The 20,810-nt window shown below is 52.1% G+C and carries 21 protein-coding genes; 9 read left to right on the top strand and 12 right to left on the bottom strand.

Annotated elements, in window-relative coordinates:
• Position 1: 1 nt before the first annotated feature.
• Complete coding sequence (locus AC1W8Y_RS05290; protein WP_482013429.1) at positions 2-442, bottom strand: malonic semialdehyde reductase; 441 nt, start codon at positions 440-442, stop codon at positions 2-4.
• Between the two features lie 67 nt (positions 443-509).
• Here AC1W8Y_RS05290 and mmsB point away from each other — a divergent pair, with 67 nt between their 5' ends.
• On the top strand, positions 510-1,451 hold the full coding sequence (gene mmsB, locus AC1W8Y_RS05285) for a 3-hydroxyisobutyrate dehydrogenase (protein WP_482013428.1): 942 nt from the start codon (positions 510-512) through the stop codon (positions 1,449-1,451).
• Between the two features lie 89 nt (positions 1,452-1,540).
• On the opposite strand, the gene AC1W8Y_RS05280 is transcribed toward mmsB, so the two are convergent.
• From AC1W8Y_RS05280 to AC1W8Y_RS05265, 4 genes are read right to left on the bottom strand one after another with little or no spacing between them, the layout of a single operon-like run.
• Positions 1,541-1,801, bottom strand: coding sequence for a MoaD/ThiS family protein (locus AC1W8Y_RS05280; protein WP_482013427.1), 261 nt, complete (start codon positions 1,799-1,801; stop codon positions 1,541-1,543).
• A 7-nt stretch (positions 1,802-1,808) separates the two neighbouring features.
• Positions 1,809-4,082: a xanthine dehydrogenase family protein molybdopterin-binding subunit gene (locus tag AC1W8Y_RS05275; RefSeq protein ID WP_482013426.1), complete on the bottom strand. Its 2,274-nt coding sequence runs from the start codon at positions 4,080-4,082 to the stop codon at positions 1,809-1,811.
• A gap of 2 nt (positions 4,083-4,084) precedes the next feature.
• Positions 4,085-4,561, bottom strand: coding sequence for a (2Fe-2S)-binding protein (locus tag AC1W8Y_RS05270; protein WP_482013425.1), 477 nt, complete (start codon positions 4,559-4,561; stop codon positions 4,085-4,087).
• 1 nt (position 4,562) lies between these two features.
• Positions 4,563-5,435, bottom strand: a complete 873-nt coding sequence (locus AC1W8Y_RS05265; RefSeq protein ID WP_482013424.1) for an FAD binding domain-containing protein — start codon at positions 5,433-5,435, stop codon at positions 4,563-4,565.
• A gap of 230 nt (positions 5,436-5,665) precedes the next feature.
• Here AC1W8Y_RS05265 and AC1W8Y_RS05260 point away from each other — a divergent pair, with 230 nt between their 5' ends.
• From AC1W8Y_RS05260 to AC1W8Y_RS05250, 3 genes are all read left to right on the top strand, one after another.
• Positions 5,666-6,856 carry a benzoate/H(+) symporter BenE family transporter gene (locus tag AC1W8Y_RS05260; RefSeq protein WP_482013423.1) on the top strand — a complete coding sequence of 397 codons (1,191 nt, stop codon included), beginning with the start codon at positions 5,666-5,668 and terminating at the stop codon, positions 6,854-6,856.
• Positions 6,857-6,999: 143 nt separating this feature from the next.
• The gene (locus AC1W8Y_RS05255; RefSeq protein WP_482013422.1) at positions 7,000-8,220 is read left to right on the top strand and encodes a PQQ-dependent sugar dehydrogenase; all 1,221 of its coding nucleotides are present in this window, start codon (positions 7,000-7,002) and stop codon (positions 8,218-8,220) included.
• 17 nt (positions 8,221-8,237) lie between these two features.
• Complete coding sequence (locus tag AC1W8Y_RS05250; RefSeq protein ID WP_482013421.1) at positions 8,238-8,825, top strand: c-type cytochrome; 588 nt, start codon at positions 8,238-8,240, stop codon at positions 8,823-8,825.
• Positions 8,826-8,842: 17 nt separating this feature from the next.
• On the opposite strand, the gene AC1W8Y_RS05245 is transcribed toward AC1W8Y_RS05250, so the two are convergent.
• Positions 8,843-9,472 carry an LON peptidase substrate-binding domain-containing protein gene (locus tag AC1W8Y_RS05245; RefSeq protein ID WP_482013420.1) on the bottom strand — a complete coding sequence of 210 codons (630 nt, stop codon included), beginning with the start codon at positions 9,470-9,472 and terminating at the stop codon, positions 8,843-8,845.
• Positions 9,473-9,570: 98 nt separating this feature from the next.
• Here AC1W8Y_RS05245 and AC1W8Y_RS05240 point away from each other — a divergent pair, with 98 nt between their 5' ends.
• Together AC1W8Y_RS05240 and AC1W8Y_RS05235 are read left to right on the top strand one after the other, a co-directional pair.
• Positions 9,571-9,732 carry a hypothetical protein gene (locus tag AC1W8Y_RS05240; protein ID WP_482013419.1) on the top strand — a complete coding sequence of 54 codons (162 nt, stop codon included), beginning with the start codon at positions 9,571-9,573 and terminating at the stop codon, positions 9,730-9,732.
• A 20-nt stretch (positions 9,733-9,752) separates the two neighbouring features.
• Complete coding sequence (locus AC1W8Y_RS05235; protein WP_482013506.1) at positions 9,753-10,520, top strand: class I SAM-dependent methyltransferase; 768 nt, start codon at positions 9,753-9,755, stop codon at positions 10,518-10,520.
• A 12-nt stretch (positions 10,521-10,532) separates the two neighbouring features.
• Here the strand turns inward: AC1W8Y_RS05235 and AC1W8Y_RS05230 are convergent, their stop codons facing one another.
• Genes AC1W8Y_RS05230 through AC1W8Y_RS05205 form a run of 6 tightly spaced genes read right to left on the bottom strand, consistent with a single transcriptional unit; the run spans position 10,533 to position 17,577 of the window.
• Positions 10,533-11,795: an MFS transporter gene (locus AC1W8Y_RS05230; protein ID WP_482013418.1), complete on the bottom strand. Its 1,263-nt coding sequence runs from the start codon at positions 11,793-11,795 to the stop codon at positions 10,533-10,535.
• A gap of 33 nt (positions 11,796-11,828) precedes the next feature.
• A complete protein-coding gene (locus tag AC1W8Y_RS05225) occupies positions 11,829-12,767 on the bottom strand; it encodes an SMP-30/gluconolactonase/LRE family protein (protein WP_482013417.1) in 939 nt (312 codons plus the stop codon).
• 55 nt (positions 12,768-12,822) lie between these two features.
• Positions 12,823-13,404 (bottom strand): carboxymuconolactone decarboxylase family protein, encoded by a 582-nt coding sequence (locus AC1W8Y_RS05220; protein WP_482013416.1) that lies wholly within the window; start codon positions 13,402-13,404, stop codon positions 12,823-12,825.
• A gap of 56 nt (positions 13,405-13,460) precedes the next feature.
• Positions 13,461-15,008, bottom strand: coding sequence for a DHA2 family efflux MFS transporter permease subunit (locus AC1W8Y_RS05215; protein WP_482013415.1), 1,548 nt, complete (start codon positions 15,006-15,008; stop codon positions 13,461-13,463).
• A gap of 14 nt (positions 15,009-15,022) precedes the next feature.
• The gene (locus tag AC1W8Y_RS05210; RefSeq protein ID WP_482013414.1) at positions 15,023-16,165 is read right to left on the bottom strand and encodes an EmrA/EmrK family multidrug efflux transporter periplasmic adaptor subunit; all 1,143 of its coding nucleotides are present in this window, start codon (positions 16,163-16,165) and stop codon (positions 15,023-15,025) included.
• A 5-nt stretch (positions 16,166-16,170) separates the two neighbouring features.
• A complete protein-coding gene (locus AC1W8Y_RS05205) occupies positions 16,171-17,577 on the bottom strand; it encodes an efflux transporter outer membrane subunit (protein ID WP_482013413.1) in 1,407 nt (468 codons plus the stop codon).
• A gap of 262 nt (positions 17,578-17,839) precedes the next feature.
• On the opposite strand from AC1W8Y_RS05205, the gene AC1W8Y_RS05200 reads away from it, so the two are divergent.
• Genes AC1W8Y_RS05200 through AC1W8Y_RS05190 form a run of 3 tightly spaced genes read left to right on the top strand, consistent with a single transcriptional unit; the run spans position 17,840 to position 20,809 of the window.
• Entirely contained in the window at positions 17,840-18,571 is a 732-nt protein-coding gene (locus AC1W8Y_RS05200) for a phosphoadenylyl-sulfate reductase (protein WP_482013412.1), read from the top strand.
• On the top strand, positions 18,561-19,490 hold the full coding sequence (gene cysD, locus AC1W8Y_RS05195) for a sulfate adenylyltransferase subunit CysD (RefSeq protein ID WP_482013411.1): 930 nt from the start codon (positions 18,561-18,563) through the stop codon (positions 19,488-19,490). The genes AC1W8Y_RS05200 and cysD overlap by 11 nt, the downstream gene beginning before the upstream one ends.
• On the top strand, positions 19,490-20,809 hold the full coding sequence (locus AC1W8Y_RS05190; RefSeq protein WP_482013410.1) for a sulfate adenylyltransferase subunit 1: 1,320 nt from the start codon (positions 19,490-19,492) through the stop codon (positions 20,807-20,809). Before cysD ends, AC1W8Y_RS05190 begins: the two co-directional genes overlap by 1 nt.
• Position 20,810 lies beyond the last annotated feature (1 nt).

Genomic DNA, 20,810 nt, shown 5'->3' with positions numbered 1-20,810 from the left:
ATCAAAGTACCTGGCACGCTTCGTCAAAACTAAAGCGATAGCCGCGCTCGAACAATTTGCTTGGGTCACCATTACGACGAGCGGTTTCGAGCCTCAGTGCCTCATTGTTAGTGAACATTTCTTTGGCTGCCGGAAAATGCGGAAACACACGACCCATCTGTTCATGAAAATGTAGATCAATCCCAACGATGACGGTGACTGGCGCTGACTTGGTCTTATCCAGATTGCCGGCGCTCATCGCGGGTAGTAGTCGATTTTTCGCTTCCGCGGTTGCCAGAAAAATATAGCGTGCAGGCTGGTTATTCATCGACGTGGCACCCATGCGAGCAAGGTGGTAAATCTCGTGCAATGTCTCAATGGCGATCGGCGTATCCAAAAAGCCATTGGCAGTTCTGGCGTTTAAAAAAAGCTGATCGAGAGCCGCTTGGCTGAGTTGCGTCATGATGGTGAATTCCTGAAGGTTTAAACTGGCGTCAATCTGATGATAAAAATCGATATATCCTGTCGTTGTGGATAATACACGTCAGCGGTTTGAGCATGAATCAAAAAAAAGAGGAGCAATAATGAGTTCAGATGTCTTGTTTATCGGCTTGGGCAACATGGGTTTGCACATGGCAAAAAATTTGGCGAAAGCTGGTCACATGGTCACGGGCTTTGATCTGGTTCAGGCGAGCGTTGATAGCCTCGTTGCAAGTGGTGGTAAGTCAACGACTTCGTTGCCTGACTCAATAAAGGCAGCGAGCGTGATTGTGACGATGTTGCCCGCCAGTCAGCATGTGCGAGCCGTGTGCTTGGGTGAACAAGGGTTGCTGACGCTCGCCAAACCCGGCACACTCATTATCGATAGTTCGACGATAGCCCCCGATGTGTCACGCGAGCTCGGTAAACTGGCTGAAACCAAAGGGCTCACGATGGTGGATGCGCCCGTGTCCGGCGGTACGTTTGGCGCAGAGGCGGGCACGCTGACCTTTATGGTGGGTGGCACTGACGATGGCTTTGCAAGAGCTAAGCCTTATATCGAGAAAATGGGTAAAGCGATTTATCACGCGGGCGGTTATGGCAGCGGCCAAACTGTCAAGGTGTGCAATAACATGCTTCTCGGTATCAACATGATTGCTACCGCAGAGGCACTCCAGCTCGGGATTGCCAACGGCTTGGATCCAAAAGTCTTATCGGAAATCATCAGCAAAAGCTCAGGGTCAAACTGGGCACTCATCAATGGCAATCCATGTCCGGGTGTGAAAGAAGATTCAGCCTCCTCCAGAGGCTATACCGGCGGATTTGGTACCGACTTGATGTTGAAGGATTTAGGGTTGGCGGTTGAAAATGCCGTGTCGACGAAAACCACGGTGACCTTAGGGGCGACAGCTCGCAATCTTTACGATATCCACAGCAAAGCTGGCCATGGTGCTCTCGATTACGCCAGCATCTTCAAGTTGCTGCAGAAATAACCATGTCTTGTTGCACGTCACTGCGCGTTCAAGTGACTCGTTGATCGTGAAAAAGGCTCGCTGGGTGCGAGCCTTTTTTGATTCAACGCTTAACCACCCTCGATTCTCGGGATAAAAAACACCTCACAGCCGGGCCTCAATACCTGGGTGTAAACCACTTCGTGCAACTCGCCGTCGACGGCAATTGCCGTTTCTTCTTCGAGAATTTCTCCCAGGCCCGGATATAGCTGATCCATCGCTTTGAGCAGACCGCGCACCGTTGTTGCCTCAACGTCAAACGTTTTGACGCCGTTTGTGTAGCGGCGACTAAAGCCGCTGGTGAGAACAACGTGCGCGGTTGTCACAGGCATCCCGGGCTTAGCCGTCTATCGCAGCGAGTACTTTTGGCGGTGACATGGGTAAGGACGTCATACGCTTACCAGTCGCCTGTTGAATCGCATTCGCAATAGCAGCCATTGGCGGGACAATATTCACTTCGCCAACCCCTTTTGCACCAAACGGATGATTCGGGTTGGGGACTTCAACCATCACAACATCAATGTGCGGCAAGTCAGAGGCGACGGGGATTCGATAATCCAGAAACCCAGCATTGGCTAAATGCCCTTCTTTATCGTAGACATATTCCTCGTTCAGCGCCCAACCAATGCCTTGTACGACACCACCCTGTATTTGTCCTTCACAGTAGTCGTGATGGATGGCGCGACCGACATCCTGAGCCGCCACAACACGCAAAATCTTAGTGTGACCGGTTTCAGGGTCTACTTCGACATCGTAGAACTGCGTGCTAAAACCTGGTGCCATACCACCGGCATTGACGGCAGCTTCGGCGACGATGGGCCCGCCAGTGACGGCACGCTTGGCGGCAATCGCAGCGAGAGATAACGGGGCATGATTGCCGGGGACTCCCTCGACTAATTTAGCGTGCCCATCCTCCCACACCACGTCATCGATGCTGACATCCCAGGTAAGGGCGGCCCGGCCACGCATATCCGCAATGACGGTTTCGCACGCTTGAACGACCGCGATACCGGTGGCATAAGTCACCCGTGAGCCACCTGTCACGTGGTTATAACCAATCGAGGCGGTGTCGGCGACCGTAGAACGAACTTTTTCATACGGAATACCCAGCGTTTCGGCAGCCATCAGCGCCATCGACGCACGCGAACCACCGACATCCATACTGCCTGTGGCAATCACAACAGACCCGTCCTCATTGACATGGACGGTTGCCGCTGATTCGCCACCTCCGTTAAACCAGAAACCCGAAGCCACGCCTCGGCCCTGATTTTTACCAAGCGCGGTCTTGTACGCGGGGTGTTGCATGAGCGCTTCAATGGTTTGTTTAAACCCGTCATGGGCGTGCTTAGGCCCCCAAGCAGTGGGTGAGCCAGCTGATACTGCGTTCTTGTGACGCAACTCAAGCGGATCCATCCCGATTTTCTTAGCCAACATATCAAGCACACTTTCGACCCCAAAAGCAGAAATCGGTGAGCCTGGTGCGCGATAAGCCGCTGATTTAGGACGGTTCGATACCACGTCGTAGCCAACGGCTCTTGAATTGGGGATTTCATAACAGGCGTAAGCACACATGGCGCCGTTCATGACCGGCGACCCGGGGAAAGCGCCCGCCTGAAATTTAAACGTTGAGTCGGCCGCCACGATTTTGCCAGCTTTGGTCACCCCGATCTTGACGGTCATCGATGCACCCGAGGTCGGGCCCGTTGCTCTTAGGACATCCTCGCGGCGCATCATGATTTTGACGGGTAAACCAGACTTCTTGGAAAGTGCGACAGCGATTGGCTCAACATAGACCACCGTTTTACCGCCAAATCCACCCCCAATCTCAGCGGGATGCACTAGCAGGCTGCCGATGTCCATGCCAACCAGTTTGGCGGTATAGGCGCGTACGACGAAGTGTCCCTGGCTCGCTGACCACAGTTCGCATTGTCCGTCAGCACCATACCGTGCCACGCACGAATGCGGTTCGATGTAGCCTTGGTGAACCGCCGCGGTCGTGAACGACATTTCGACGATTTCGTCAGCTTGTGCAAAACCAGCTTCAAGATCCCCAATCGCAAACTCGACGCGCTTTGCAACGTTCGACGGTTTGGATACGGCAGGCTCAACGCCCCTGGTGATCATGTCTTCAAATAGCAACGGTGCGTCGGGCTTCATTGCCTCATCTACATCAATGACGTGAGGAAGAATTTCAAATTCAACTTCGATGAGATTTACAGCTTGTTGCGCAATCGCTGGGCTTGTTGCGGCAACTGCCGCAATGGCATGGCCTTCGTAAAGCACTTTTTCACGGGCGAGAATGTTGCGCGTCATGTGCCAGTAATTGACAGCCACGCGCTCTGGACCGACATATTCAAAGGGATGGTCCGGCAGATCTGCGCTTGTCACGATCGCCTTGACCCCAGGAAGGGCTGCGGCTTTGCTGGTATCAATCGATTTGATACGCGCGTGTGCATGAGGTGATCGTAAAATTTGCCCCCAAATCATCCCTGGCAAAATCGTGTCTGCACCGTAAATCGCTTGGCCAGTCACTTTTGGCACACCGTCAGGTCTAACGGGGCTGGTGCCCACCAGTTTCAACGCTTTAGTCGGATCCATCGTTTTAGTCAACATGATTAGGCTCCACGTATTTCTTTAGCAGCAGCAAGCACTGCTTCGATGATTTTTTGATAACCCGTGCAACGGCATAAGTTGCCTGCCAACCAGAACCGAACTTCTTCTTCCGTCGGATTTGCATTGCGTTCAAGCAATGCACGGGCAGCAATTAAAAAGCCAGGGGTGCAGATCCCGCATTGCAGCGCAGCATGCTCAAGAAACTTTCGTTGCAACACATGCAAATGATCCCCTTGTGCCATACCCTCGATGGTTTCGATGGTTTTGCCCTGCGCCTCAACGGCCAACACGAGACATGAGCAAACCAGGCGCCCGTCGAGGGTCACACTACAGGCGCCACAATCGCCGGTACCGCAGCCTTCTTTGGTACCGGTCATACCCAACTCATCGCGCAAGACGTCAAGCAAAGGCTGCTGCGGCTCGCATAAAAACTCAACCGGATTCGTATTGATGGTTGTCGTGATGTGATGCTTTGACATGTCAGTTAATTCCTTTTGCTCTGGCTAAGGCGACGCTGGCGGCTCGTTTGGCCAGTACCCCAGCGACTTTGATACGAAATGCTTTGGTCCCGCGTTTGTCGTCGATCGGGCTGGCGGCAGCGCTCGCACTCGCCGCTAAAGCTTCTAGCGCAGCCTCATCTACCATCGTACCAATCAGTGTTTGTGCCGCTTCAGGGAGATACAGTGCTTGTGCAGCCACGGCGCCGAGGCTGACGCGCGCAGCTGTGCAGACGCCTTGTGCGTCCAGCGTTAAATTCACCCCCGCGCCCACCACGGCAATATCCATTTCTGAGCGAGGAGTAAATCTTAAATAGGCATCACCCGAGTGGGCAGGGCGCTGAGGCAAAAAGAAGGAAGCGACTAATTCGCCTTTGGCCAGAGAGGTTTTACCGGGGCCGATGTTGATCTGTTCGACGGGCACTTCGCGACGACCGTTCGGACCGACGACGCTAGCCACCGCGCCGGCTGCAATCATGGCAGGCACGCTATCGGCTGCAGGTGAGGCATTACATAAGTTACCGCCCAGCGTCGCCCGGCCACGCACTTGCACTGAGCCCACCAAGTTGGCACCGTCAATCACGCCTGGCCAAGTCGCCGCAAACGCCTCATTTTCAACCAAAGCCATGCAGCTCACCGCAGCCCCGACACGCCAGCCACCGTTTTCGCGGGTCAGAGATGTCATCTCGCTGATGTGCTTAACATCGACCAGCATCGCAGGTTTGACGCGGCCAGACCGCATTTGCACCAACATATCTGTACCACCAGCCAGTACCCGTGCAGGCCCAGAGGCAGCTGCAAGTAAGGCGGCTGCGGCCTCGACTGTCGCGGGAGTTTCGTAACGCAATTCGCTCATTGTGAGTGCCTCATGTCGTGTTGCCGTCGCTTTCTCTCGGGCTCGCCGCCCCAAACAAAGCCGCATGGCGTTGCTGGTGTCATTCTAGTTATCCTACCAATTCTATCGCAGAGTTCCACCCCTATTCAGACGACGGGGCGGATGATCGAAAAATATTCATTTGATGAGGTCGTGATGGTCGGTTGGCTTCTTGCTATCATCCCAGCATAAAAACGATGAGGAGCGGTGACATGAGTGATCATTTCTATGATAAACCCATGGCGAAATCAAGCGGTTGGTTTGCGCCGTCACATGTCGCGGCTGGCTTTATTGCGGTATTGGTTGGCTACACCAGCTCTGCGGCGATTGTTTTTCAGGCGGCTCACGCCGCCCAGGCGACCCCGGCGCAAATCGCCTCTTGGTTATGTGCGTTGGGCTTGGGGATGGGCGCGACGTGCATCGGTTTGTCACTCTATTTTAAAAGCCCTGTGCTGACTGCTTGGTCAACGCCTGGCGCTGCCCTATTGGCGACGTCGCTCAACGGGGTGTCGCTCGCTGAGGCGACGGGCGTCTTTCTGTTTTCTTCGGCCTTGCTCTTGCTGGTTGGCTTGACTGGCTGGTTTGATCGACTCATGAAGCATATTCCCAGAGCGCTGGCGTCGGCGATGCTCGCGGGGGTGTTGTTGCGATTCGGCTTGAACGTCTTTACTGAACTGGCCGGCGATCTTTGGCAGGTGGGTGTGATGCTATTGGGCTACTTGTTTTTTAAACGCAAGGCTGCCAGATATGCGGTCCCATTGACGTTAGCGATCGGGGTCGCCTACGCAGCGCTGTCTGGTGCGATGCATTGGGATGCGGCTTCTCTGCAGTTCGCCCAGCTTGAGTTGGTGCGTCCGACTTTTTCGCTGGCGACCTTAGTCGGGATTGGGCTGCCTTTGTTTTTAGTCACCATGGCATCGCAAAACTTGCCTGGCGTCGCCGTGTTAAGAGCAAATGGCTACAGCTTACCTGTATCACCGATCATCGGATGGACTGGCCTTACGGGGCTTTTACTTGCGCCGTTTGGTGGTTTCTCGTTTAACCTGGCGGCCATCACGGCTGCCATTTGCATGAGTCCCGATGCGGATGCCGATCCGCGTCGCCGCTATTGGGCGGCGGTGTGGGCGGGTATTTTCTATCTGATCCTCGGGCTACTGGGTGCAACCGTTGTCACTGTGTTCGCTGTTTTTCCGCATTCGTTGGTGGTGGCGATTGCCGGGATTGCCTTATTTGGTGTCATCGGTACGAGTCTTGCTGACAGCTTGGCGGATCTGTCTGGACGGGAACCCGCGCTGTTGACGTTTCTGGTGACGGCGTCCGGATTAAGTCTTTTTGGCATCGGTAGTGCTTTTTGGGGCTTGGTTCTTGGGATGATTGCGCACGCACTCGTGAAACCAAAGTAGCCGGGCTTCTGCAGTTGCTTGGGCAGTTTCCGTTAGTTTCCGTTAGTGATTGAATCCAGCATCTGCAAGAACGTCTGGTGATTTGTTGATTATTGTGATTCACTAACTCAGTATCAAAAAAATTCACCTATCCGGAGACGACCATGCGATTTAAATTAGCGCTATTAACGCTTGCTCTTGCTTGTACGATGTCCGTGTTTGCCCAGACGCCGCCCGCTGCTGCGCCTGCACCGGCATGGAAGCAAGGCATGGATAACACCAAGCAGCCTGCGACGTTGCATCCGTTTGCCCCAATCATGACAGGGACCGAAGCAAAAGATTTGCCGTTGAGCAAAATCAAGATGGCCCCTGGTTTTCATATTGAAGTGTGGGCAGATGGGGTGACTTCGGCAAGATCGATGGCACGCGGCGACAAGGGGACTATTTTCGTTGGCAATCGCAATACCAAGAGTGTGGTTGCCATTGTTGAAAAGGATGGCAAAAAAGTCATCAAAACGATCACCAAAGACATGATCATGCCCAATGGCGTGGTGTTCTCAAAAGGCACGCTGTTTGTCGCTGAACATGACAAGATCTGGCGCTTTGACAACATTGAAGCGAACCTGGATAACCCGGGCCCAGGCAAAGTGGTGGTCGACGGCATTGATCCGACCAATGGTCCCGGCCATAACTGGAAGTACCTCGTGATGGGGCCCGACGGCAAACTGTATTTCAATATCGGTTCACCCGAGAACATCACCATGCCGTTGTATAACCAGGCCGTGATCATGCGCGTTGACCCCGCCACTGGTCAACTCGAGCGTGTCGCCACCGGCGTGCGTAACAGTGTCGGTATGGCTTTTCATCCCGTGACGAAAAAACTCTGGTTCACCGAACACGGTCGTGATTGGTTGGGCGAAGATATCCCGAACGACGAACTCAATGTGCTCACGAAAGAGGGTGAGAATTTTGGCTTTCCCTTTTGTCATCAGGGTGAAATTGCTGACCCGATTTATGGCAAATACGATACCTGTGCTCACAGCACCCCACCCGTGCTCAAGCTCGGTGCTCACGTTGCACCTCTGGCTATCCAGTTTTACACAGGCAGTATGTTCCCCGCTGAATACAAAAATAACATCCTCATGGCTCGCCATGGCTCTTGGAATAAAAGTGAAAAGCGTGGCTACGATTTGATGCGCGTGGTGTTGGATGCCAACGGTAAAGTCGTTAAATATGAGCCTTTCGTGTCTGGTTTCTTGACAGACGACAAGGCAGATCCACCCATGTGGGGTCGTCCAGTCGATATCTTGCAAATGCCAGATGGCTCGATTCTGTTTTCGGATGATTACAACGGTGTGATTTACCGCGTGAGCTATAAGAAATGATGTGTCAGCTTCAACGCATGACAAAGATCGCAGCAGCAGTCGCTGCTGTGGCTTTTATGTGGCCAGTTGCGCGGGTTGCTGCTGCTGACCTTGACGCTGGCATGGCAATGTCACAAACGTGCATTGCCTGCCACGGGCCCGGTGGTAACTCGGTGACCGCTGGGGTGCCTTCTATTTCTGGGCATGCGGCGCAAGCAATCAGTATGCAGCTTTACAATTATCGAGAAGGCAATCGCAAGAACGCACAAATGTCGCCCATGGCGGCGAACCTAACCAACGCAGAGATGAATAATCTTGCCGCGTATTTCGCCAATGAGAAACCGGCCGCGCCAACGCATAAAACGTCGGCTGAAAACGCGAAACTTGGCCCGTCACTCACACAACAGTACAACTGTACTCAGTGTCACGGTGCCGAGTTGAAAGGGATTCAGCATATTCCGCGCATCGCCGGGCAGCAGTATGACTATTTACTGGTTCAATTACAAGGTTTTAAAGCACATACTCGTTGGGATATGGATGGCAACATGACCTCTGCGCTGTCCATGGTAAAGGACGGTGACATCCCCATTTTGGCTGACTATATTGCTGGTTTGACAAGCAATTAAGCGATCAGCTTGTGTGGCTATTCCCCGTCGAGCACACCCAGCTCTTGAAGGATTTCGGCAACTAAATCCAATCTGAGTCGTGGATTGTCCATGCTCAGCAGATGCAGCTTCTGCGGTGGTGGTAAAGGCAATAATTCTGCCCATCGATTGCTGACCCAAGAGCAATCGTTGAACTGGTATGGTTCGAGGACGGCCAGCTCTTCTTCTTGGGTGGTTTGCTCAAGAATAGCAATTAACGTTTTTCTGAGTGCACCCGCTGCATCGAAAAGCTCTGCGGGTATTTCCATAAAGTGATCCGGGGCAACCAAGTCGATCGATGCGGTCCAAAGGCCATTGCGTTGACGCTCACTATGGTTGATCGTGAATCGCTGCTCGCCTCGGCACCGGATCATGAATAGCGCAGGGGTGACAGCGTCAAACGAATGAATGGAGGCGAGTGTCCCGGTGTTGGCAAAGGTGACCTCTTGCCCAGCGGTTCTGATTTCAGCGCCTTGCTCAATGGTGACAATGCCAAACTTGCTCTGTTCGTGCAGACACTTTTTGATCATGTCCAGGTAGCGCACTTCGAAGATCTTGAGTGGCAATAACCCGCCCGGGAAAAGTGTTGTTCCAAGGGGAAACAGTGGCACATCGGTTAGCGTCGTCATCGGGTTAGGTCATTTCAGTCATCGCGTCGTACACTGTCAGCATCAATCGCGAGTTAGATTGCATTCAACATCATTGTCCTACAAAAGGAGCATTCATCATGGCCAAGGGTCAGCAAAAAACCAACAAAGAAGCCAAAAAGCCGAAGAAAGACACCTCTACGGCCAAGACAGGCTCCGCGCCAGCACTGGATGCCGTCCGCCCAACGCAGGTGACGGCAATTTTTCCGCGCGGCAAAGATAAGAATAAGCCAAGTTTCTAAAACAGATCGGACTGGTGAAAATGTTAAAAAATGCGTGGGCCAAGGGATTGACAAATTCGCGTGTGACGCGCTACACCAAGCTGGCAACGATAGTCTTCGTTTGTAGCTTTGCGTTTCTGTCCATGAACAGTAGCGCAGCCGATGATGTCTATCAACAAGCGATTGCTAGCCCGATCCGAACCGATAAAGATCGGGTCATGGATGCGTCGCGACGGCCTCTCGATTTTTTGACGTTAACCCAGGTCAAACCTGGGATGACGGTGCTCGATGTGGCAGCAGGTGCAGGCTATACCTCGCAGCTGTTGGCCTTGGCCATCGGGCCACAGGGCAAGCTGTTGGCTCAAATATCCAAACCCTCAGCCGCGCTCGAAGCGCGCTTGTTGGCGCAGCCTCAAAGCAATATCACGGTCCTGACGCAACCGTTTGAAGCGGTGTATCCAGCCGACCTGCCAAAAGTCGACCTGGTGACACTCGTGCTTAGTTATCACGATATTGCCAATCTGCCGATGGATCGGCATAAGATGAATCAAACCCTCTTCAATGCGCTTAAGCCGGGAGGCCATCTGATTTTGATTGACCATGCAGCCCGAGCAGGTAGTGGGTTAAGTGTGACGTCAACGCTGCATCGGATAGACGAGCAAACTGTCATCGAAGAACTGATGAATGCTGGTTTTAAGGTTGAAGCTGAATCCAGTGCTTGGCGTAATCTCGCTGATGCAAGAGATATGCCATCCACAAAGATGGAAACAACCAGCGATCGATTTGCGCTGCGCTTGGTTAAACCTTAGGTTTTCCTGCTTTCAGGTCCGAGCAGTCTTCGATCCCATCAAGGGTTTGAATGGCAAACCTGAGTGTTTGACCCGTAAGAGCAACCAGATGGCGATAGAGAGGTTCAAGACGTTCCAGACCAAACCATTGAGCATCGCGGATTTATACGACCCAGTGAGGTCGAATAGTTTGCCTGACATCCAGCCCCCGAGTGCCATACCAAACAGTGTTGCCATCATGACAGCACCCGTTCGTTGACCAGTGCCTTCTGCGGGAAAGTATTCGCGGATAATGATCGCGTATGAAGGGACGATCCCGCCCTGAAATAAGCCAAATAGGGCTGAGATCAAATATAAGGACACTAGGTCATTGAATGGTAGAAAGAGTAGTAGCGCGATGCCTTGAAGGGTTGACCCCATGATCAAGGTGCGTAGACCACCAATTCGGTCACAGATAGCACCTGATACTAAGCGGCTAATGATGCCGCAACCCAGCATGAGTGACAGCATTTCTGCGCCACGAGCCGCGCCATAACCAAGGTCCGAACAGTAGGCAACGATATGAACTTGTGGCATTGACATTGCTACACAACACGATAACCCAGCAAGACATAGCAATAGCTGAGCGTTGTTGATACTCAGCCCAAAAGGATGGTCGGCACTGGCTTGTTCGGCTTTGGTTGCTGTTATTTGCATCGTCGGTGGTCGTTGCTTTAACCCTCGACTCAGTACCAGCAAGACACTCCCACATACAATCCCGAGCGTCAAATAAGCCTGACGCCATCCGATGTGATCAATCAGTTGTTGCGTAACAGCAGGCCATACTGCGCCAGCCAGGTAATTACCGCTAGCGCAGATCGCCACGGCAATGCCTCGACGCTTGTTCCACCACAGCGCGGTATCCGCTAATAACGGAGAAAAAGCGCTCGCCGCGCCAAGTAGTCCAAGCAAGAGTCCGTGCGCCAGCGCAAAACTGTAAATATTGTCGGCAAGGCTAGCAAGACCAAACCCTGCAAACAACGCCAAGCCGCCAATAGACAACGGCAACCGGACGCCGTGTTTGTCCGCCAGCCTGCCCATGAATAGACCACCCACGCCAAACCCAATCATGAGCGCGGTGTAGGGCAGAGAGGCCATTGATCGAGATATTTGAAACTCAGCTTGTACCGAGGGTAAAACCACTGACACGACGTACATGCAGCTACAACCAAATAATCCGAGCACAACGGCTAAGATTAATCGTCTGCGCGCATACGGTGAGTCAATCAGGTCTGGCGAGGCTGGCGTGTTTGGCATTGAGCACCACGAGAGAATTTTTGAAATGGCGAGTTATCCGCCAATTGCACCTTGGGTGTTCACATAGAGCGCGTACACCGAGTGTGACGCTGCCATGAACAAGCGATTGCGTTTGGTACCGCCAAAACAGACGTTCGCGCAACGCTCGGGCAGATCAATAGATCCGATAATCTCACCCTGAGGTGAGACGATCCTCACGCCATCCATTTCTGCACTTCCCATGCCCCAGCCGCACCACAGGTTGCCGTCGATATCCGCACGCATACCATCAATCGTCCCGGCACCCGCATCGAGAAATACTCGAGGTTCACCGAGTTTCTTGCCATTATCCTTTAACGTGTAAGCGTGAATCAACCGATTCGGTGTACCTCTTGACTCAATGACGTAGAGCAGACTTTCATCTGGTGAAAAGCATAGGCCGTTGGGCCCTTTTATCTGATCGGTCAGCATGTCAGCTGTTCCCGTCAACGGGTCAAGCCGATAAATGGCATGCGGTAGCTCCTCTGGATGCTTGTTGCCTTCGTAGTCACTGTTTGCGCCGAACGGTGGATCAGTGAACCAAATACTGCCGTCTGACTTCACCACCACATCATTGGGCGAGTTTAGTCGCTTGCCTTCAAACTTATCCATCAAGACGGTGATCGTCCCATCGTACTCAGTACGAGTGACTCGCCCGATGTGTTCGCAGGTAATTAGCCGCCCTTGGCGATCGCGGGTATTGCCATTGGCATAATTGGATGGCTGGCGAAAGACACTGACGGCACCCGTTTCTTCTTCCCATTTCATGATGCGATTGTTGGGGATATCGCTCCAGAGTAAATAGCGCCCATCCCCGAACCAAACTGGGCCTTCAGCCCATCGGCAACCGGTCGCAATTTGTTCGACAGAGGCTAACGCCAGTCTGTATTTATCAAACGATTTATCGATTGAAATCACTCTAGGGTCTGGATAGCGCTGGCTTTCTTCCCACATCCTTTAGTCTCCGGTAAATTTTTATTGGTTATGTTTGACTTTGTAACTCAATTCTTCATTCGCTGTTGCCAAAGGGAAGCGGCGCACCAGCGGGTGGCATTTCATTGCCTAGAATTAAGAGACCAGCGACCGTCATATAAGTACCACTCACCGCCACCAGATCGACGAGTTGCATTTCACCAAGTATCAACTTGGCTCGATTGAACAGTTCATCATCGATTTTGTGTTGGGTACTGAGACTCATGCAAACGTCATACACGATGGCTTCATCTTCAGTCATGTCTCTCGGTCGCTGATTGTTTTTTAAATCAGCTGCAACTGAGGCGCTGAGCCCTGCTTTGAGCGCAATCGGGTAGTGCGCATGCCACTCTACCTGTGAAGACCACAGACGCCCTTGAATCAAAATGGCAAACTCGCTAAGGCGTTTTGGCAAAGAGCTATTGAAACGCAAATAGTCCAGCAGATCTTTGAAGCGTCTGGCAAAAACTGGGCTGCGCAACATCACGTTGTAAGGACCCGCTAATCCAAGACTAGAAATGTCGAGAATTTCTTGGGCTAAGGGTTTGGTTTCATCCGGCAATGAATCTAGCGTGATTTGCGCAAATCGTTTGTTCGACCCCTCATCAACTGTTGTCACTTGTATTCCCCTGAGTGATTGCACCGAATCAGTAAGATTTGAAGCTTATCAACCTTTTAATGGGCGCCAGGTGCAGCGCCAAACGGCGGCTTAGCCAGCCAAATTAGCGGAAGCAGGCAGACCAGTAACCCGGCAGCGGCAATCATGAGTTCATTGGTCGAGAGCAGGTACGCCTGCGATGAAATCAATTGATCGATGACAGCAGACTTCGCGGGTTCGACCAAACCGATAGCGGCGGCTTGGTCAGAGAATTGCTGATAGGCTGGGTTTCCGGTGTAGATGTTTTCGACCAAATGGGCATGATGTCGTGAGGCATTGTCCTGCCAGACGGTGGTAGCAATGGCCGTGCCAATGCTGCCTCCCATATTTCGTAAGAAATTGGTCAAGCCACTACCTGCTGCAAACTGTTGCGGCTTGAGCGATGACATCGCGATGGCAGTCATCGGCATGAAAAAGCCAGAGATGCCAATCCCCATGATCAATCTGGCGATCATCAAACTTTTTTCATCAACAGCAGTGGTGAATGTTGCTGCCCAAAAGCATCCCCCAGCCATACAACTAAAACCAATGGTAGCGATCAGTCGTGCGTCGAGACGGTTGATATTTGCCCCAAAAATAGGACCACTAATCAATGCCAAGATGCCGGTAAAGGCCATGACTCGGCCTGCCTGAAAAGCCGTGTAACCCAGCTGAGTCTGCAACCATAGCGGGCCTATCACGATATAAATGTAGAAAGAAAAAGACCCAAAAAACAAACAGCTAGCGGCAATCCTGAAGTTTCGCAACTTGAAGAGTCGCAAGTCCACGACCGGGTTTTCTGCCCCGAGCTCCCAGATCACAAAACTAACCCAGGCAATCGCACTCACAATCGCCAAGCCGACGATTAACTCAGAGGAGAACCAGTCGAGTTCATTGCCCTTATCGAGCATGATCTGCAGGCACGATACGGCAACAATCAGTAAAAGCAATCCAACAATATCGATGCTTTCTGTGGATGCCTTCGCTTTTGGTGCACCAAAGAGCCAGTACACGCCATAGGCCGTCAATATGCCGAAGGGCAGATTGATATAAAACGCCCATCGCCAGACCAAGTTGTCCGTTAACCAACCACCAATCACCGGCCCCAGTACTGGCGCGATCACTGTGGTCGTTGCCCAAATCCCAAGCGCCATCCCTCGTTTGGTCGGCGGGTATATTTTGACGAGCAACGATTGCGACAGGGGGATCATTGAGGCGCCCACAACCCCTTGCAGTACTCGTGAAAAAATGAGCATTTCAAAAGAGGGGGCAGCCCCGCAAAGCATCGAGGCAACCGTGAATAACAAGGTCGCGAAGATAAACTGCCTGACATCACCGATGCGTTTAGATAGCCATCCCGTGAGTGGCAAAAAGATGGCCTCGCTTACCGCGTACGACGTGATGACCCACGTGCCTTGTGTCGCGGTAACCCCAAAGTCACCGGCTATCGTAGGTAGCGATACGTTTGCGATTGACGTATCGAGGACGTTCATAAACGAGCCCGCAGCGAGTGCGAGGGTGCCGAGTGCTAGCTTCCACCCGGTAAGCTGAGCTTGCGGGGCATCAGCGGATGCTTGATTGGCCATGTGACGTCAGAATCTTAACGAGCGCGTTTTAAGACTGTCAGAATATGCTCGTCGGCCGTTTTAAGTTGCTTTGCATAAATATCTGTTTTCAAGTCACCCTTGTGCTCCATAGGGGCAAGCGCAAGACCTTGAGCATTTGACACATCTACTTTGACGTCCATCGACAGACCGATATTTAAGGGATATTGTTTCAGTTGCTCAGGATCAATCTCAATTCTGACGGGTAAGCGTTGCACCACTTTTACCCAGTTGCCGCTGGCGTTCTGAGGGGGTAACAAGGCCAAGGTTGAACCTGTGCCGGGTGCGAAGCCGGCGACTTTGCCGCTATAGACCACTTTACTGCCATAAACATCAGCCTCTACGCGTGCTGATTGCCCCACACGCATGAAACGAATCTGATTTTCTTTGAAGTTCGCATCGACCCAAACCGTCTGATTCATGACCAGCGAAGCGGCTGGTGTCCCAGCGCTGACTCGTTGTCCCAACTGCGCTGATCGCTTTGCAACCACGGCATTCGCGGGGCTGAGAATGTCTGTACGAACCAACGCTAGATACGCTTGCCGCACGGCGTTGATGGCTTTTAAAGTCTCTGAGTGTCGATCTGCTTGATTGACGTCAGTGATGTTTTCGGCAGAGGCCAGTGCTTGTTCGTAAGCAATCCGAGCATTGTCATACGTTAGCTTCACCCGATCGATTTCATCTTTGGAGACACTAGCCTCCCCTTGAAGCGCGGTCCGGCGTTTGTAATCGATTTGCGCCTTATCGAGATCTTGCTTGCGTTGCTGGGCATTTAAGATCGTTGCTTTGACGGTGTAATAGGCTTTTACCAGATCCACATCGGCTTTTTCGAGCGCAACTTTTTGGTCTGAGGGATCCATTCTGAAAAGGACATCACCTGCTTTTACTGCTTGGGTGTCAAGAACCAATACCTCAGAGATCGTGCCCTCTGTTTGGGCGGTCACCTGCACTTGAGTACCCGCTACATAGGCATCGTCTGTCGACTGATAATGATCCAGGTAAAGAAACCAGTAAACACCGTAGCCAATGGCAATCAGCAACAACACGATGAAGAAAACTCGAAATGCGCTGCTGCGACTCGATCCACGAGTGTCGGCAGGGGTCGTGGGGGCGGTTTGGGTAGGTGTGGATGTTGTCATGATGCTTATTGAGCAGTTGAATCTGATGTGGTCTCGAACGAACCGCCCAGTGCCTGAATCAGTGTGACCTTGGCACTCAGCGCTCTAGCTTGAGTATCGAGAACTTGTTTTCTTTGTTGAACAACGTTGAGTTCAGCTGCGATGACGTTGTCGCTCGTGGTCAGGCCAGCTGTTTTACGCTGTTGCTGAATTTGCCGATAGCTCAGTCTGTCGTTCAACACTCGTTGGTCTTGTACCAGTTCAAGAGACGTATTTTTGACCGTTGCAATGGCGTCTGCCGCTTCTTTTAGTGCAGTGGCGAGCTGATCTTGATACGTCGAGATTCTTTCGTTGCGAGCGGCTTCTTTACCGAGTGAGTTCGCTGCAATTCGTCCACCGTCGAAAATCGGCAAGCTGATCACTGGGCCAATGCTCAGTGCCTGGCTGGCGGATTGAAATAGTGTCGATAATCCGATGGATTGCAGGCCTGCGTACGCTTGAAGATTCACGTCCGGCAGATATTCCAGTTTAGAAGCGTCGAACTCTAATCCCGACGCTTTAATTTGTTCGAGCAAGACCTGTAAGTCGGGTCTTCTTGCCAGCAGGTCAGCGGGAATCGACTCAGGTAGATCGCCGTTGTAGCCGGTCAGGGCAGGAGGGCGAAGTTTTTCACCCCAGGTAGGGCCTTGCTGTGCGAGCGCCGACAGCTGATGCTGCAGGGTTTTGATCGCGAGTTCAGATTGAATCAGACGGGCTTGCGACAGATCTCGATCAGCCAGACGTTGCTTGGTTTCAAGTGCATCGGTGACACCGGCTGTCTGCCTGGCGACAGCAATTTGATAGAGGCGGTCGCGCAAGGTAGCTTCGTCAGCATTAAGCGCCTTGAGTTTGTGCACGCGATCCAGATCGACGTAGACTTTCGCGATCGAACTCGACAACATCAATTTTGCTGCGTCGACATTGAATTGTGCTGCTTTCAATCGACTGATCGCGGCATCAAAATATTTATGCTGTTTGCCCCACAGGTCAAGTGACCAATTCAGATTGGCTTGAATGAATCCATACCCGTTGGTCGTCTGCATCCCGGGGAAAAAGAAATAATTCTGTGAAAACTGTTGCTGATCGATTTGTGCACTGAAGCCAACCTGAGGAACCAGTGCTGCCTGTTGTGCGTTCGCAATCGCCAACGCCGCCGAAATACGGCTACCGGCGACTTGGACGCTGGGGGATGTCGCCAGTGCGAGATCCATGACCTGATTGAGCTGTGAGTCGTTGAGCACCGCCCACCAACGCTCTTGGATTTTGCCTGCGGCATCAGATAGCCCAGGTTCGAGTTCGTTGATAGACGGATTGGCGGGTGCGCTGAGTTGGTCTTGAGGGGCGGTGCAACCAAAGAGAACCAGGCAACAGGATAAAACGAAAAGAGGGCGCATAAACACCAAAATGGATCGCTTGCTTGAAAATCGAGATCAAGGACGATCTTAATCTCATTGCTAGTATTTACCCTATTGTACATCTGGCAGATACCGCAAATACGGCCAATTCCCGTCATCCTCTAGGGTTACTTGAGGCGGTGTGTCATAACCTAATAGCTCATAACCTAATAGCTCATAACCTAATAGCAACTCATTCGTTTGCTTATCTGATGATGGTCGATAGCATAGATATCTTATTTATTGCGTCAGACCTGTCACTATGCATCAGCCCGCAGCGTTTTTATGGCAAATGCCACCACCCAATCCCCTGACCGACGACGTTGTTCGACGGCATGAGCGTTTGCGCGAGCGATTGCACGGCATCAATGGTTCGCATCGATCCGTTCGCTTCGCCTGCAGTATGGCAGCCGAAGATTTAGTCTTGATCGATGCTATCGCCGAAGTTGGGGGAGCGATTGAGATATTTACATTGGATACAGGCCGCTTGCACCAGGAAACGCTCAATATGATTGACGTTGTGCAAAACCATTATGGGATCCTGATCAAGCGGATGCAGCCGGATCCATCGGACGTCACTGGTTTTGTGCGAGCGCACGGTCTCAATGGTTTTTATGAAGATGAGGCGGCTAAAAAGGCGTGTTGCCGAGCTAGAAAAGTCCTGCCACTTGAACGTGCCTTGCTTGGCGCAGAGGCTTGGGTGAGCGGTCAACGGCAAGAGCAGTCTGTCACTCGCACGTCCATCGCATTCTCAGAAATCGATGAAGCACGCGGACTCACCAAATACAACCCACTCTTTGACTGGTCGGACAACGATGTCTGGACATACCTTCAATGGCGGGCTGTACCTATTCATCCTCTTCACCGTCAGGGGTTCCCGAGCATTGGCTGCGAACCCTGTACGCGGGCAATTCGGTTTGGCGAAGAAACGCGTGCAGGTCGTTGGTGGTGGTTGCAACAAGAAAATAAAGAGTGTGGTTTACATGTCAAATAATATCCAAAAACTTCAGCATGATTATCTGGATTGGCTTGAATCAGAGTCAATTTTCATCATCCGTGAGGTTGTTGCTCAATGCGCCAATCCAGCGATGTTGTTTTCGGGTGGTAAAGATTCGGTGGTGATGTTTCATCTGGCACGCAAGGCCTTCGCGTTGCGTCGTCAGCCGACAGCCTTGCCATTTCCGCTTGTCCATATCGATACTGGCCATAATTATCAAGAGGTGATTCAGTTTCGCGATGAATTGATTGCTCGAACGGGCGATCGGCTAGTGGTTGGTATGGTTCAAGCGTCGATTAACAAGGGCTCGGTAAAACTTCGCCAGCCGACCGATTCGCGTAACGCAGCACAAGCGGTGACCTTGCTCGAAACCATTGCGGATCATCAGTTTGATGCGTTGATGGGCGGTGCGCGCCGGGACGAAGAAAAGGCGCGTGCCAAAGAGCGGATTTTTTCGTTTAGAGACGAATTTGGTCAGTGGGATCCCAAGACACAACGGCCCGAGCTCTGGCAGCTTTACAACGCAAGAATCACCGCAGGCGAGCACATGAGAGTGTTCCCAATTTCAAATTGGACCGAACTCGACATCTGGCAATACATTGCCCGCGAGAGACTTGCGTTACCCAATATCTATTACGCACACTTCAGAGAGGTTGTTGAAAAAAATGGTCTGCTTCTGCCGGTGACGGACATTACCCCCAAAAATCCCGCCGATAGCAGCAGTATTCGACAAGTTCGCTTTCGTACAGTGGGGGATATCAGTTGCACCTGCCCTGTTGCTAGCAGCTCTGCAACACCAGAAGAAGTAATTGCAGAGACAGCCTTGTCACAATTGACAGAACGAGGGGCCACGCGAATGGACGACCAGACGAGCGAGTCTTCAATGGAGCGCCGCAAAAAGGAAGGATATTTCTAATGAAACATGGTGTGGTTAGATTCATCACGGCCGGTAGCGTTGATGATGGTAAAAGTACCTTGATTGGCAGACTCTTGTACGATACCAAAGCGGTATTGACTGATCAGTTAAGTGCGGTGTCAAGAAGCAAACACTCACGAGTGAGGGCGCACGACGCTGCAATTGATCTGGCTTTGCTGACAGATGGGCTTGAAGCCGAAAGAGAGCAGGGCATTACGATCGATATTGCGTATCGATATTTCGCTACGGCTAACCGAAAGTTCATTGTCGCGGACGCCCCCGGACACGAACAGTACACCCGAAATCTGGTGACCGGTGCATCGCAATCCGATGTCGCCGTCATTCTGGTCGACGCAACACGAGTCGACTTCAGTGTAGAGCCACCTGGGCTGCTTGCACAGACCAACCGCCACTCGGCCATCGTTCGTTTGTTGGGACTGCGTCATGTTGCGTTTGCCGTGAACAAAATGGATTTATTGGACTTCGATCAGCATGCGTTTGATGCCATCCATCGCGCGCTCAACGAGTTAGCGGAAAAACTTGACTTAGCTTCGGCGGTTGCCATCCCCATTTCTGCGCTGCAGGGGGACAATGTGGTGACAGTGAGCGATAGAGCGCCCTGGTATCAAGGGCCAACACTGCTACGGTGGCTTGAAGACTTGGACACCTCTGCGATGCCGCGTCTAAATTCGTTGCGCTTACCGATTCAGTACGTAATGCGACAGGATGGTAGCTCGAGTGAAGATTTTCGGGGCTATCTTGGGCGCGTAGAGGCGGGTGAGCTGCGGGTTGGCCAGGAGATCACCATCCTCCCGTCTGGTGTTCGGTCAAGCGTTGCAGAGATCCATGTGGCCAATGGTATTGACTTAGATGCTGACCACCAAGATCAGCGAGCGTCGGTAGGTGAGCCTGTCACGATTCGCCTGACGGACGATATTGACGTTTCTCGAGGAGATTTACTGGTGGATTCGAATAGGCAAACATGGCCAACCCTCTCAAGCCACGTCCGTGCCGATATTTGCTGGTTGGGGCGTGAGCCGCTGTCGCTTGTTCGTAAATATGTTTTGCAACACACGACACGTACTGTGTTTGCACGGGTTAACAATATCAATCACGTACTTGATGTGAAAACGTTGTCAGAAGCACAAACCGCAGCGACATTTCACATGAACGACGTCGGACAAATTCAGTTGACGTTGCAAAAACCAATCGCCGCAGATCACTTTGACGAATGTAGTACGACGGGCTCTTTTGTCCTCATTGATGCGGTAACACAACAAACTGTCGCGGCTGGCATGATTAGAGGTCTAACTCATTGAC

Source organism: Jezberella sp. (assembly GCF_964834465.1).
This window is presented reverse-complemented; position numbering and strand designations above follow the sequence as displayed.